Raw genomic sequence first — 12,910 nt, 5'->3', positions numbered from 1 at the left:
TTACACATTGCAGAAGCTTACACAACGTTTCCAAACAATGGAGTACGTAAAGAAACGTTCTTCATTCGTAAAATTATCGGACCAGATGGACAAGTCACTCCAAAATGGGGCCCGAAAGAAGTAGAAGTGACGTCAAAGGAAGTCACTGATGAGATGACAGCCATGCTTTTAAATGTAGTAGAGCGAGGATCTGGCCAGAAAGCACGCATCTCCGGAATGGATGTCGCAGGTAAGACAGGCTCTACTCAAGTGCCGATTGAAGGGATCAATGGAACGAAAGATCAGTGGTTCGTCGGTTATACGCCTAACATCGTAGGGACCGTTTGGGTAGGGGTAGAAGCGGTGAGTAAGGAGCATTATTTAACCGCTAATAGCTCAGACGGAGTGGTTCCGTTGTTTAAAGAAGTTATGACTGAAATTTCACCGCACATCGAACAAGCTTCATTTGATGTCAACGAAATTGAAGAAATGCCAAAGAAAGAAGAAAAGAAAGGTTGGATTGACCAACTGATTGAAAAATGGAATGAATTTTTTTAAAGCGCCGATTATTTGGCGCTTTTTTATTGGCCGGATAAATAAAAAAAATTCATGACGAAAAAAATCAAAAGCCTATGCTTTCAAGCTTGTAAGCGATTCCATTTTTTATGAATAAGCATCCAATAATTATAATAGTCAAAAAATTTAATAAAAGGTGTTGACCAATAGAGAAAAGCAAGATATGATTGACCTCAACATAAACTTAATTTTCAGATTAGCTAGATAAATGGTGCTATTCAAAATAAGTAAAATGATTTTTCAACTTGTTGCAATGTACATGTAGCTTTATGACATCTGGAGGAGATACCATGCGCAGTGACATGATAAAGAAAGGAATTGATCGTGCGCCACACCGCAGCTTGCTTTACGCAGCGGGGGTGAAAACAGAAGATTTGCACAAACCATTCATTGGGGTGTGTAACTCTTACATCGATATTATTCCTGGACACGTTCACTTAAACAAATTTGCTGAAGTAGTGAAAGAAGCCATTCGTGAAGCTGGAGGCGTACCGTTTGAATTCAATACAATTGGAGTAGATGACGGTATTGCAATGGGTCACATTGGCATGAGATATTCGCTTCCGAGTAGAGAATTAATTGCCGATGCGGCAGAAACGGTGATCAACGCTCATTGGTTTGATGGAGTATTCTATATTCCAAACTGTGATAAGATCACACCGGGGATGTTAATGTCCGCTGTTAGAACAAATGTCCCTTCCGTGTTCGTCTCAGGTGGACCGATGGAAGGCGGGAAAACACAGGCAGGCAAGCCACTCTCTCTCGTTTCTGTTTTTGAAGGAGTAGGCGCCCACTTATCTGGGAAAATGTCAGCCGAAGAGCTACTAGAAATAGAGTCTAGCGCTTGTCCGACTTGCGGATCCTGTTCAGGGATGTTTACAGCTAATTCCATGAATTCTTTAATGGAAATGTTAGGTGTAACACCGCCAGGAAATGCGACGATCGTAGCCACATCTAATGAACGACATAAGCTCATTAAACAAGCAGTTAAGCATCTGATGGACATGGTCAAAAACGATGTGAAGCCGAGAGATATTGTTACGAAAGAGGCTATCGATGATGCATTTGCTCTTGATATGGCGATGGGAGGATCGACAAATACGGTTCTTCATACGTTAGCCATTGCGAATGAAGCGGAAATTGAATATGACCTCAATCGAATTAATGAAATTGCCAAAAGAGTTCCGTACTTATCCAAAATAAGCCCAGCATCTGATTATACGATGCAGGACGTTCATGAAGCAGGCGGAATTAGCGCGATTATAAATGAATTATGTAAGATTGGTGCCATAAATAAGGATCGCATCACCATCACTGGAAAGTCAGTGTATGAAAATGTGCAAGATGCTGAGATTACGAATGATGCTGTTATCCGTCGAAGCGACAATCCTTATAGTCCTGTGGGTGGACTGTCCATCCTATACGGAAATTTGGCTCCTGACGGTGGAGTGATTAAAGTGGGAGCTGTTGATCCTTCAATTAAAACATTGGTGGGTGAAGCAATCGTATTTGAATCTCAAGATGAGGCACTTGAAGGAATCAATAACGGCACTGTGAAAGAAGGGCATGTTGTTGTCATTCGCTATGAAGGACCAAAAGGTGGTCCAGGGATGCCGGAAATGCTAGCTCCAACAGCTGCTATCGCTGGTCGCGGATTAGAGAAGAAAGTCGCTCTAATGACAGACGGAAGATTTTCTGGAGCATCAAGAGGAATTTCCATCGGTCACGTCTCTCCTGAGGCAGCTGAAGGCGGTCCGATTGCTTTCATTGAAAATGGGGATCAAATCATTATCGACCTTCCGAATCGAACATTAAATGTCGTGATTACGGAAGAGGAACTGGCTGAAAGAAAGAAGAATTTCATTCAACCGGAGCCAAAGATTAAAAAAGGCTATTTAGCTAGATATTCTAAATTAGTGACTTCCGCTAGCACAGGTGGAATTATGAAAATATAATAATGAAAATGTTGACGAGGAAAAAGTTGTTAGAATCCGTATTTCACAGAGAGCCGGTTAGAGCTGAGACCCGGTAATACCTCTTACAACGACATCCCCTCTGAGTGCTGATCTGAACGTTCGCTAGTAGGATCGGTCGAGTAGCTACTACTCGTTATCAAAAAGGACAATGAATCATTGTCCATGAGGTGGTATTTGTAAAAATATCATAAACCAGGGTGGTACCGTGGAAAGAAAAGCTCTTTTCACCCCTGCGCTTATCGGATTAGTAGGCGTAAGGGTGAGGAGGGCTTTTCTTGTTGTTTTCTTTTCTTTGAAAAAGCTAGTCACTCTTACAAATTAGGGAATAAAACAACTATTTGGAGGGGAATAGAATGAGTCCAAAAGTAAAGGCGGAGACGAAGCTAGTAAAAGAGACGATGAATGGGGCAGAGCTGTTTATAGAAACGTTGAAAAAAGAAAATGTAGAGGTCGTATTTGGTTATCCGGGAGGAGCTGTTCTTCCGCTTTATGATGCTCTATACAAAAATCCTATTCGTCACATTTTAGCTCGACATGAGCAGGCAGCCATTCATGCGGCAGAAGGCTATGCGAGAGTTTCAGGTAAGCCAGGAGTTGTCATTGCGACATCAGGTCCAGGGGCAACAAATCTTGTGACAGGGATTACCGATGCGTTAATGGATTCTCTGCCATTAGTTATTTTCACTGGTCAAGTAGCAACGACCGTGATCGGGTCTGATGCTTTCCAAGAAGCCGATGTGATCGGAATTACAATGCCAATTACAAAGCATAATTATCAAGTGAGAGATTTAAAAGAATTGCCGCGAATTATTCGTGAAGCTTTTCATATTGCCACAACAGGAAGACCTGGCCCGGTATTAATTGATATTCCTAAAGATATCGCAACGACGATGATCGAACCGGAATTTGCGACAGAAATCAATTTACCAGGTTATCAGCCGAACTTAACGCCAAACGTTTTACAAGTGAAGAAATTGGTTGATGCCTTAGCTGAAGCGAAAAAGCCTGTTATCCTAGCAGGAGCTGGAGTGTTACACGGAGGGGCAACGGAAGAATTATTAACGTTTGCAGAAGAAATGAATATTCCTGTTGTCAATACATTGCTAGGTTTAGGTTCTTTCCCATCAGATCATCGACTATTTCTTGGCATGGGAGGTATGCATGGAACGTACACAGCCAATATGGCGATGTACGAAAGTGATTTGTTAATTAATATTGGTGCTAGATTTGATGATCGTTTAACAGGAAACTTACAGCATTTTGCGAAGTATGCAACAGTCGCTCATATTGATATTGATCCAGCAGAGATCGGAAAAAATATTGAAACAAAGATTCCAATTGTTGCGGATGCGAAAGAAGCATTGAAGAAGTTGCTTTCATTAGAATTAATCGCTCCTGATGCGAAAGAGTGGCTGAGTAAGCTACAGAAGAATAAACAGGAATACCCATTATGGCATTCAGACAATGAAGAGGGCATTTCTCCTCAGAGTTTAACTGAAATGATCCATACGATCACAAATGGGGATGCCATTGTTACGACGGATGTCGGACAGCATCAAATGTGGACGGCGCAATATTATGGCTTTAATAAACCAAATCGTTGGATCACATCTGGAGGTCTTGGCACGATGGGATTTGGTTTCCCGGCAGCGATTGGCGCTCAGATTGCTTATCCAGATGATACGGTAGTAGCCATTGCAGGAGATGCCGGTTTCCAAATGACATTGCAGGAACTAGGTTTGATTGCTGAGTTGAACTTACCTGTTAAAATTATGATTTTTAACAACCAAGCATTAGGAATGGTTCGACAGTGGCAGGAAACGTTCTATGAAGAAAGATATTCGCAATCGCTTCTTCCATGTCAGCCTGATTTTGTGAAGTTAGCAGAATCGTATGGCCTCCGCGGTTACTCTGTTTCGACGGAAGAAGAGGCAGAGAAAGTGTTACAAGAAACATTGAATGATCGTCAAGCGGTACTTATTGATTTCCGTATTAAGTCGAAAGAAAAAGTTTATCCAATGATTGCGCCAGGAAAAGGACTTCATGAAATGATTGGGGTGAGACCATGAAACGCATTGTAACGGTTACTGTTCTTAATCAAAGTGGTGTTTTGAACAGAATCACTGGCTTATTTACAAAAAGGCAATTTAACATTGAAAGTATTACAGTCGGTCCAACTGAAACAGATGGGATCTCTAAGATGACGGTCATCGTTCATGTAGAAGATGAGCGAACGATTGAACAAGTGTTAAAGCAATTAAATAAGCAAATTGATATATTAAAAGTAACAGATATTACCGACTTAGCGATTGTATCGCGTGAGCTGGCTCTCATTAAAGTGATGACCACACCACAAACTCGCGCTGAAATTAACGTCATTATCGAGCCTTTCAGGGCAACGATTATTGATGTCGCAAGAGATAGCGTCACGATTCAAGTAGTAGGAAACTTTGAAAAAATTGAATCGATGATTGAGCTGCTTCGTCCATATGGCATTAAAGACCTGTCACGAACTGGGCAAACAGCACTTACACGAGGTTCACAAAAGCAAGTCACTGAAATGAAGCAATACTCTATTTTAAAATAAAAATTAACTAAATTTTCGGAGGATGATGAAAAATGGCAAAAGTATATTATAACGGAGATATTAACGAAGCGGTATTAGCAAATAAAAAGGTAGCAATCATCGGGTATGGTTCTCAAGGTCACGCACATGCGCAAAATCTTCGTGAAAGCGGCGTAGATGTAGTTGTTGGTTTAAGACCAGGAAAGTCTTGGGATCAAGCGGAAACAGACGGTTTCGATGTGAAATCTGTACGTGAAGCAAGCGCAGAAGCAGATTTAATCATGATCTTACTTCCAGATGAGTACCAAACAGCGGTATACAAAAATGAAATCGAGCCTGAGTTAACAGCAGGAAAAGCATTAGCATTCGCTCATGGATTTAATGTTCATTTCAATCAAATCGTACCACCAGCGGATGTAGACGTATTCTTAGCTGCACCAAAAGGACCAGGTCACTTAGTTCGCCGCACATATACTGAAGGTGCTGGAGTTCCAGCGTTAATCGGTATTTATCAAGATGTAACAGGTCAAGCGAAAGATATCGCTCTTGCTTACGCTAGAGGTGTGGGAGCAGGCCGTGCTGGTATTATCGAAACAACATTTAAAGAAGAAACAGAAACGGATCTATTCGGTGAGCAAGCTGTACTTTGCGGTGGCGCTTCTGCTTTAGTAAAAGCTGGATTTGAAACGTTAATCGAAGCTGGATACCAACCGGAAGTCGCTTACTTCGAGTGTTTACATGAGTTGAAATTAATCGTTGATTTAATGTACGAAGGTGGACTTGAAGGAATGAGATATTCCATTTCTGATACAGCACAATGGGGAGATTTCGTTTCGGGCCCTCGCGTTGTTACAGCTGAAACAAAAGCGCGTATGAAAGATGTATTAACAGATATTCAAACTGGAAAATTTGCAAAAGGTTGGTTGTTAGAAAACCAATTAAATCGTCCAGAATTCACAGCGATCAATGAAAATGAAAAACAACATCCGATTGAAGTGGTAGGACGCGAACTTCGCGAAATGATGCCATTTGTCAAAAAACAATCGAAGAAGGAAGTGACGGCTGGTGCGCAAGATTGAGATCTTTGACACAACGTTAAGAGATGGGGAACAATCAGCGGGTGTCAACTTAAATACCATTGAAAAGTTAGAGATCGCTAAGCAGTTAGAACGATTAGGAGTAGATGTCATTGAAGCGGGCTTTCCTGCCGCTTCAAGAGGCGATCTAGAAGCCGTTCAATTAATTGCTAACACAATCAAAAATAGTTCAGTAACGGGGCTCGCTCGCTCGCATCAAAAAGACATTGACGCGACTTGGGAAGCGTTAAAGCAATCAGCTGAGCCAAGAATCCATGTCTTCCTTGCTACTTCACCGATTCACCGTGAATTTAAGTTGAAGATGAGCAAAGATGAAGTGGTCGAACGTGCGGTTGAAGCTGTTAAATACGCGAAACAAAAATTTGCCAAAGTTCAATTTTCAGCGGAGGATGCATGTCGGACAGAGCTTGATTTTCTAGCACGTGTCACAGAAGCTGTTATTGATGCAGGAGCAACTGTTGTTAACATTCCAGATACAGTTGGTTACATTACGCCGCAAGAAATTAAACAAATCTTTACGTATTTACGAGAAAACGTATCAAATATCGATAAAGCGATTTTATCCGCTCATTGCCATGACGATTTAGGGATGGCAACAGCGAATTCATTAGCAGCTATTGAAGCTGGAGCTGGACAAGTGGAAGGAACAATTAATGGAATCGGTGAGCGTGCTGGAAATGTGGCGCTTGAAGAAGTAGCTGTTGCTCTTCACATTCGCAATGATTTTTACAAAGCTTCAACGAATATGAAGCTAGATGAAATTAAGCGTACGAGTAATCTAGTTAGTAAATTAACGGGCATGATCGTTCCTGCGAATAAAGCGGTGATTGGTGACAATGCTTTTGCCCACGAATCCGGTATTCACCAAGATGGTGTGCTGAAGGAGAAAACAACGTACGAAATTATTACACCAGAATTGATCGGTGTGAAATCAAATAAATTAGTGCTTGGCAAACACTCTGGTCGTCACGCATTTAAAAATAAAGCGATTGAGCTTGGTTTTGAATTAGCTGATGACAAGCTAAATGAAGCATTCCAAACATTTAAAGACTTAGCTGATAAGAAAAAAGAAATTACAGATGAAGATTTATTCTCCATCTTAGCGGATAAGCAGACAGAAGCCGTTGATGTGAGCCACTACGTTTTAAATACGATCCAAGTTCAGTATGGAACAGAAAATATTCCAACGGCAACTATTTCAGCCACTTTGCCAGACGGTCAGAATGTCACAGAAGCAGCAACAGGCTCAGGAAGTGTAGAAGCAATTTATAACACATTAGAACGTCTATTAAAAGGTCCAGTGAAATTGCATGACTACAAAATTAATTCAGTTAGCGGTGGCCGTGATGCTCTAGCTGAAGTGTATGTACGTGTGAATTATAACGGAATCGAATCAAGCGGTCGTGGAACAGCACAAGATGTTCTTGAAGCTTCGGCACGCGCTTACTTAAACGCTGTGAATCGAGTATTGACGATCGAAGCACAGCAACAAGATATACAAAAAGCTCACATTTGATGTAACGGAGGGGTTAACGTGAAAAAGAAAATTGCAGTATTACCTGGAGATGGAGTTGGCCGAGAAATTGTGAAAGGAGCCACTTCTGTTTTAGCAGCGATCGGTCAACGATTCGGTCATGAATTCGAGATTGAATACGGTGAAATTGGAGGAGCAGCGATTGACTCTTCTAACACGCCTCTTCCAACAGAAACGCTTGATCTTTGTAAAAGAAGTGATGCCGTTCTACTTGGAGCGGTAGGTGGACCAAAGTGGGATCACTTACCTTCTCATATCCGTCCGGAGCGCGGGTTGCTAGCCATTCGTAAAGAGCTCGGCCTTTTCGCTAATTTACGTCCAGTCCTTGCTTTTCAAACATTACTGCAATCTTCACCACTTAAACCTGAAATTGCAGAAGGTGTGAACTTAATGATTGTTCGTGAATTGACGGGCGGCTTATATTTCGGAAAGCCAAGTGAACGCCGAGGAGAACATCAAGACGTCGTTGTCGATACGTTGCAATATACAAGAGAAGAAATTGAACGTATCGTCGATCAAGCGTTTGAACTAGCGGTTGTGCGTCAAAAGAAACTGACGTCTGTAGATAAAGCGAATGTGCTAGAATCTAGTCGCATGTGGCGTGAAATTGTTAATGAAAAAGCGAAACTTTATCCACAAGTAGAAGTTGAGCATATGTATGTCGATGCTGCGGCGATGAAGCTTGTAAGCCGTCCGAACGATTTCGATGTCGTTGTGACAGAAAACTTATTTGGCGATATTTTAAGTGACGAAGCATCGATGATCACTGGTTCATTGGGCATGCTTCCATCCGCTAGCTTACGTGCTGATGGCTTCGGTTTATATGAGCCCGTGCATGGATCGGCTCCGGATATTGCTGGACAAAATAAAGCGAACCCGATGGCGATGATTTTATCAGCGGCGTTGATGTTGAAATATTCGTTCAATCTTCGTGAGGAAGCAGAATCGATCGAACAAGCGGTACAAGAAGTGTTAAATGCCGGTTACCGTACGAGCGATTTGCAAATTGAGGGTGGAACGGTCGTTAGCACCGATCAAATGATTGAATTGATTGTTCAACGAGTAGAAGAAGGATCCGCTATTTCTTCAATCATGGGTGCTTATATGTAATAGAGAAACATAAGTGGATTCCTCATTGCAGGAATCCCTCTTTTTTAAAAAAAGCCAGTGGGGGGCTAGTTATGACACCGAAAACAATTATTGAAAAAATATGGGAAAATCATATCGTGCATAGAGAAGAGGGGAAACCGGACCTTTTATATATCGATCTTCATTTAGTTCATGAAGTCACTTCTCCACAAGCATTTGAAGGGTTGCGCATGAACAACCGCAAAGTTCGTCGTCCCGATTTAACGTATGCGACGATGGATCATAACGTACCAACTGTTAATCGTCATATTGTGAAAGATCCTGTTTCCAAAACGCAAATGGAAACGTTAGAGAAAAACTGTCAAGAGTTCGAAGTAGAACTTTCAGATATTGATCATCCAGATCAAGGGATTGTGCATGTCATTGGGCCAGAGCTTGGATTAACGCAACCAGGAAAAACAATTGTTTGTGGAGACAGCCATACATCTACACATGGAGCTTTTGGGGCGTTAGCATTTGGAATTGGAACAAGTGAAGTCGAGCACGTTTTGGCCACTCAAACATTGTGGCAAGCAAGACCAAAAACGTTACAAATTAAAATTAACGGCAAGCTTGGCTTCGGAGTAACGGCGAAAGACTTGATTTTAGCGGTCATTGCCAAATATGGTGTCAATGCTGGGACAGGCTATATTATGGAATATACCGGTGAAGCGATTCGCGATTTGTCAATGGAAGAGCGAATGACGGTTTGTAACATGTCTATTGAAGCAGGTGCACGTGCAGGGCTGATTAGTCCAGATGAAAAAACGGTCGAATACTTAAGAGGTCGTCGTCGCGTTCCAGAAGGAGAAGAATTTGAGGAATTAGCGCAGAAATGGTTAGCGCTTGCGACAGATGAAGGTGCTGTGTACGACAAAACATTTGAGATCAATGGAGAAGAAATTGAACCACAAGTGACATGGGGGACGAATCCTTCCATGGGTAGCGGTATTGGTGCTACAGTTCCAAATCCGAAAGATTTTGAACGTGCTGCGGATCAAGAGTCCGTCGCAAGAGCGTTAGATTACATGGGGCTAGCAGCGGGAACGAAATTAGCAGATATTCCAGTTGATTATGTCTTTATCGGTTCTTGTACGAATTCGCGTATCAGTGATTTGCGAGCAGCTGCGGAAGTGGCGAAAGGACGCAAGGTGCAAGCAGGTGTAACAGCAATTGTTGTCCCAGGTTCGCAAGCGGTGAAACAAGTGGCAGAGTCAGAAGGGTTGGATCAAATTTTTACTGAAGCAGGCTTTGAATGGCGCGAGTCTGGATGTAGTATGTGTTTAGCGATGAATGATGATATCGTTCCGTCAGGCAAGCGTTGTGCATCGACGTCTAACCGTAACTTTGAAGGGCGCCAAGGAAATGGAGCGAAAACGCATCTTGTGAGTCCGACAATGGCGGCTGCAGCTGCGGTGACTGGTAAATTTACAGATGTACGCCAATTAGTAGGCGTACAACAATAAGGGGGAGAATGAAATGAAAGCAATCAATCAATTTAATGGTGTTGTCTGCCCTCTCAACCGTGTAAATGTTGATACCGATCAAATTATTCCGAAGCAGTTTTTAAAGAGAATTGAACGTCAAGGCTTTGGACAATTTGTTTTCTATCATTGGCGTTTTGATGATGACGGTGTGAAAAAAGCCGATTTTGTCATGAACCAACCGCAATATGAGCAGGCAGAAATATTAGTGGCTGGAGAGAATTTTGGCTGTGGATCCTCGCGTGAGCATGCACCGTGGGCATTGCTAGACCATGGGTTCCGCGTTGTTATTGCTCCAAGCTTTGCGGATATCTTTTATAATAACTGTGTGAAAAATGGCATTTTAGCGATTCGTTTAACAGAGGATGAAGTCCAAACGATTATGAAAAAAGCTGAACAGCCAGAGTATCGCTTGTTCATTGATTTAAAAGAGCAGAGCATTACCGATCAAAACGGCTTTGAAGCGTCATTTGATATCAATCCTTATTGGAAAGAAATGCTATTAAACGGCTGGGATGAAATTGCTGTCACATTGAATTTAGAAGCAGAAATTGCTGCATACGAACAGCAACGATAAAACAAAGGAAGGTCTCTACGTCGAGGCCTTCTTTTTCTTTTACCAACGTGAATGTTTTTTGGGAAAAGAGGGAAAAGTGATAGGGGTAAAGTTTACAGAGGGGGAATGGATATGCAATATCGAGTAGAAAGAGATACTTTAGGCGAAGTGAAAGTGGAAGCAGATAAATATTGGGGAGCGCAGACGCAGCGCAGTAAGGAAAACTTTCGAATTGGGATTGAAAAAATGCCGATGGAAATGATTTATGCCTTCGCTCATTTGAAAAAAGCGGCTGCAATTGTTAACCGAGAGTTGAAGAAATTATCAAAAGAAAAAGCACAGGCGATTACAAAAGCTTGTGAAGAAATTTTAACCGGCCAGTGGGATGAACATTTTCCGCTCGTTGTGTGGCAAACGGGAAGTGGTACGCAGTCGAATATGAACGTGAATGAAGTGATTGCGAGAAGAAGCAATGAATTAGCTAGCAAAGAAGGTTGGGTTCATCCGAATGATGATGTGAATATGTCACAAAGCTCAAATGATACCTTTCCGACTGCGATGCATATTGCTGCTTATGCAGAGATTGAAAAACGTTTAAAGCCTGCTCTAAAGCAGTTAAATCGAACATTAAAGCAAAAAGAAGAACAATATATGGACATGATCAAGATTGGTCGTACCCATTTGCAAGACGCCACACCTTTAACGTTAGGACAAGAGATTTCCGGATGGCGGACGATGGTAAAAAGAAGTGCTAAAATGATAAAGCAATCACAATCTTGTTTGCTAAATTTAGCGATTGGTGGAACGGCGGTTGGCACAGGGATTAATGCCGATCCTTCCTTTGGGCGAAAAGTGGCTGAACAGTTACACAAGCAAACAGGTTTTTCTTTTCAATCATCTACTAATAAATTTCATGCGCTAACGAGTCATGATGAAATCGTTTATGTGCATGGAGCATTGAAGGCGCTTGCAGCCGATATGATGAAGGTCGCTAATGATGTTCGTTGGTTGGCGAGCGGGCCGAGAAGCGGAATTGGAGAAATTACGATTCCAGCCAATGAACCAGGCAGTTCGATTATGCCAGGGAAAGTCAATCCAACCCAAAGTGAAGCGTTAACGATGATTGCTGCTCAAGTGTTTGGCAATGATGCAACGATCGGCTTTGCAGCGAGTCAAGGTAACTTTGAGTTAAATGTATTTAAGCCGGTCATTATTTATAACATGCTTCAGTCGATTCGCTTACTAGCGGATGGTATTCGCTCCTTTGATGAAAAATGTGTGCAAGGAATAGAGGCGAATGAAGCTGTTATTAAGGAGTTAATGGAACGTTCATTAATGCTTGTCACAGCTTTAAATCCGCATATTGGTTACGAAAGAGCAGCCGAGATTGCCAAGTTTGCTCATAGTAAAGGGTTAACATTAAAAGAGGCAGCGATGGAAACAGGCCATTTAACCGCAGATCAATATGATAAATGGGTAAATCCAATCGAAATGGTTCATTTGAAAAAATAAGATGAGCCCTTGAAAGAATTCAAGGGCTCTAGCCATAAATATGAAGTTGTAAAAGGGTTATTTTTGTTGGTAGCCGCCCATTTGTTGTTGAGCCATTGCTACTAGACGCTTCGTAATTTCTCCACCAACAGAACCGTTAGAGCGTGCAGTTGAATCCGGACCAAGGTTTACACCGAACTCAGAAGCGATTTCATACTTCATTTGGTCGATAGCTTGTTGTGCTCCTGCAACTAGTAATTGGTTGCTGTTGTTACGATTTGCGTTTGTCATGTTTGTCATCTCCTGTTGTATGATTTTTGGTTGGGCCACTGGAATTGCACCAGTCCTTTTTTAAGAGGCCAGACTATCTGGTGAGCCCATTAATGTGAGTGGCTTGCTGCTTGTATTACTATTATGTTTTCTTTTTTACGGTTTATTCATTCGTATTGAGCGGTAATTTTTACCTGTTGTTGTTTCTATTAAAAAGGCGTTTTTTCAAGCTCTATGCTATAATTGTTACAGA

At 41.8% G+C, this 12,910-nt stretch carries 11 protein-coding genes; 10 read left to right on the top strand and 1 reads right to left on the bottom strand.

Going from position 1 to position 12,910, the window contains the following annotated elements; all coding sequences use genetic code 11:
• The 10 genes from CEF22_RS14205 to fumC all read left to right on the top strand — a co-directional run.
• Window positions 1-537: penicillin-binding transpeptidase domain-containing protein (locus CEF22_RS14205; protein WP_269799387.1), on the top strand; the 537-nt coding region annotated here is incomplete at its 5' end.
• Between the two features lie 308 nt (window positions 538-845).
• Complete coding sequence (gene ilvD / locus CEF22_RS14200; RefSeq protein ID WP_100403380.1) at window positions 846-2,510, top strand: dihydroxy-acid dehydratase; 1,665 nt, start codon at window positions 846-848, stop codon at window positions 2,508-2,510.
• A 374-nt stretch (window positions 2,511-2,884) separates the two neighbouring features.
• On the top strand, window positions 2,885-4,600 hold the full coding sequence (gene ilvB / locus CEF22_RS14195; protein ID WP_100403379.1) for an acetolactate synthase large subunit: 1,716 nt from the start codon (window positions 2,885-2,887) through the stop codon (window positions 4,598-4,600).
• Window positions 4,597-5,118 carry an acetolactate synthase small subunit gene (ilvN, locus tag CEF22_RS14190; RefSeq protein ID WP_094836537.1) on the top strand — a complete coding sequence of 174 codons (522 nt, stop codon included), beginning with the start codon at window positions 4,597-4,599 and terminating at the stop codon, window positions 5,116-5,118. Before ilvB ends, ilvN begins: the two co-directional genes overlap by 4 nt.
• Window positions 5,119-5,150: 32 nt before the next feature.
• Complete coding sequence (gene ilvC / locus CEF22_RS14185) at window positions 5,151-6,176, top strand: ketol-acid reductoisomerase (protein WP_100403378.1); 1,026 nt, start codon at window positions 5,151-5,153, stop codon at window positions 6,174-6,176.
• The gene (locus CEF22_RS14180; protein ID WP_100403377.1) at window positions 6,163-7,710 is read left to right on the top strand and encodes a 2-isopropylmalate synthase; all 1,548 of its coding nucleotides are present in this window, start codon (window positions 6,163-6,165) and stop codon (window positions 7,708-7,710) included. The genes ilvC and CEF22_RS14180 overlap by 14 nt, the downstream gene beginning before the upstream one ends.
• Window positions 7,711-7,728: 18 nt before the next feature.
• Window positions 7,729-8,838, top strand: a complete 1,110-nt coding sequence (gene leuB / locus CEF22_RS14175; RefSeq protein ID WP_100403376.1) for a 3-isopropylmalate dehydrogenase — start codon at window positions 7,729-7,731, stop codon at window positions 8,836-8,838.
• A gap of 71 nt (window positions 8,839-8,909) precedes the next feature.
• Complete coding sequence (leuC, locus tag CEF22_RS14170; RefSeq protein ID WP_100403375.1) at window positions 8,910-10,322, top strand: 3-isopropylmalate dehydratase large subunit; 1,413 nt, start codon at window positions 8,910-8,912, stop codon at window positions 10,320-10,322.
• A gap of 13 nt (window positions 10,323-10,335) precedes the next feature.
• Complete coding sequence (gene leuD / locus CEF22_RS14165; protein ID WP_100403374.1) at window positions 10,336-10,917, top strand: 3-isopropylmalate dehydratase small subunit; 582 nt, start codon at window positions 10,336-10,338, stop codon at window positions 10,915-10,917.
• Window positions 10,918-11,028: 111 nt separating this feature from the next.
• Window positions 11,029-12,408, top strand: coding sequence for a class II fumarate hydratase (gene fumC, locus CEF22_RS14160; RefSeq protein ID WP_100403373.1), 1,380 nt, complete (start codon window positions 11,029-11,031; stop codon window positions 12,406-12,408).
• Window positions 12,409-12,465: 57 nt separating this feature from the next.
• Here fumC and CEF22_RS14155 read toward each other — a convergent pair whose 3' ends face one another.
• The gene (locus CEF22_RS14155) at window positions 12,466-12,678 is read right to left on the bottom strand and encodes an alpha/beta-type small acid-soluble spore protein (protein ID WP_100403372.1); all 213 of its coding nucleotides are present in this window, start codon (window positions 12,676-12,678) and stop codon (window positions 12,466-12,468) included.
• Window positions 12,679-12,910: the final 232 nt, after the last annotated feature.

The organism is Bacillus sp. FJAT-42315, from assembly GCF_002797375.1.
In the GTDB taxonomy this organism is placed as follows: domain Bacteria; phylum Bacillota; class Bacilli; order Bacillales; family Domibacillaceae; genus Bacillus_CE.
This window is presented reverse-complemented; position numbering and strand designations above follow the sequence as displayed.

What these genes read in the sequence shown, in the direction of transcription:
- ilvN (WP_094836537.1), top strand. Translation starts at nt 4,597, where the DNA reads ATGAAACGCATTGTAACGGTTACTGTTCTTAATCAAAGTGGTGTTTTG.
- ilvC (WP_100403378.1), top strand. Translation starts at nt 5,151, where the DNA reads ATGGCAAAAGTATATTATAACGGAGATATTAACGAAGCGGTATTAGCA.
- ilvD (WP_100403380.1), top strand. Translation starts at nt 846, where the DNA reads ATGCGCAGTGACATGATAAAGAAAGGAATTGATCGTGCGCCACACCGC.
- CEF22_RS14155 (WP_100403372.1), bottom strand. Translation starts at nt 12,678, where the DNA reads ATGACAAACGCAAATCGTAACAACAGCAACCAATTACTAGTTGCAGGA.
- ilvB (WP_100403379.1), top strand. Translation starts at nt 2,885, where the DNA reads ATGAGTCCAAAAGTAAAGGCGGAGACGAAGCTAGTAAAAGAGACGATG.
- leuD (WP_100403374.1), top strand. Translation starts at nt 10,336, where the DNA reads ATGAAAGCAATCAATCAATTTAATGGTGTTGTCTGCCCTCTCAACCGT.
- fumC (WP_100403373.1), top strand. Translation starts at nt 11,029, where the DNA reads ATGCAATATCGAGTAGAAAGAGATACTTTAGGCGAAGTGAAAGTGGAA.
- leuC (WP_100403375.1), top strand. Translation starts at nt 8,910, where the DNA reads ATGACACCGAAAACAATTATTGAAAAAATATGGGAAAATCATATCGTG.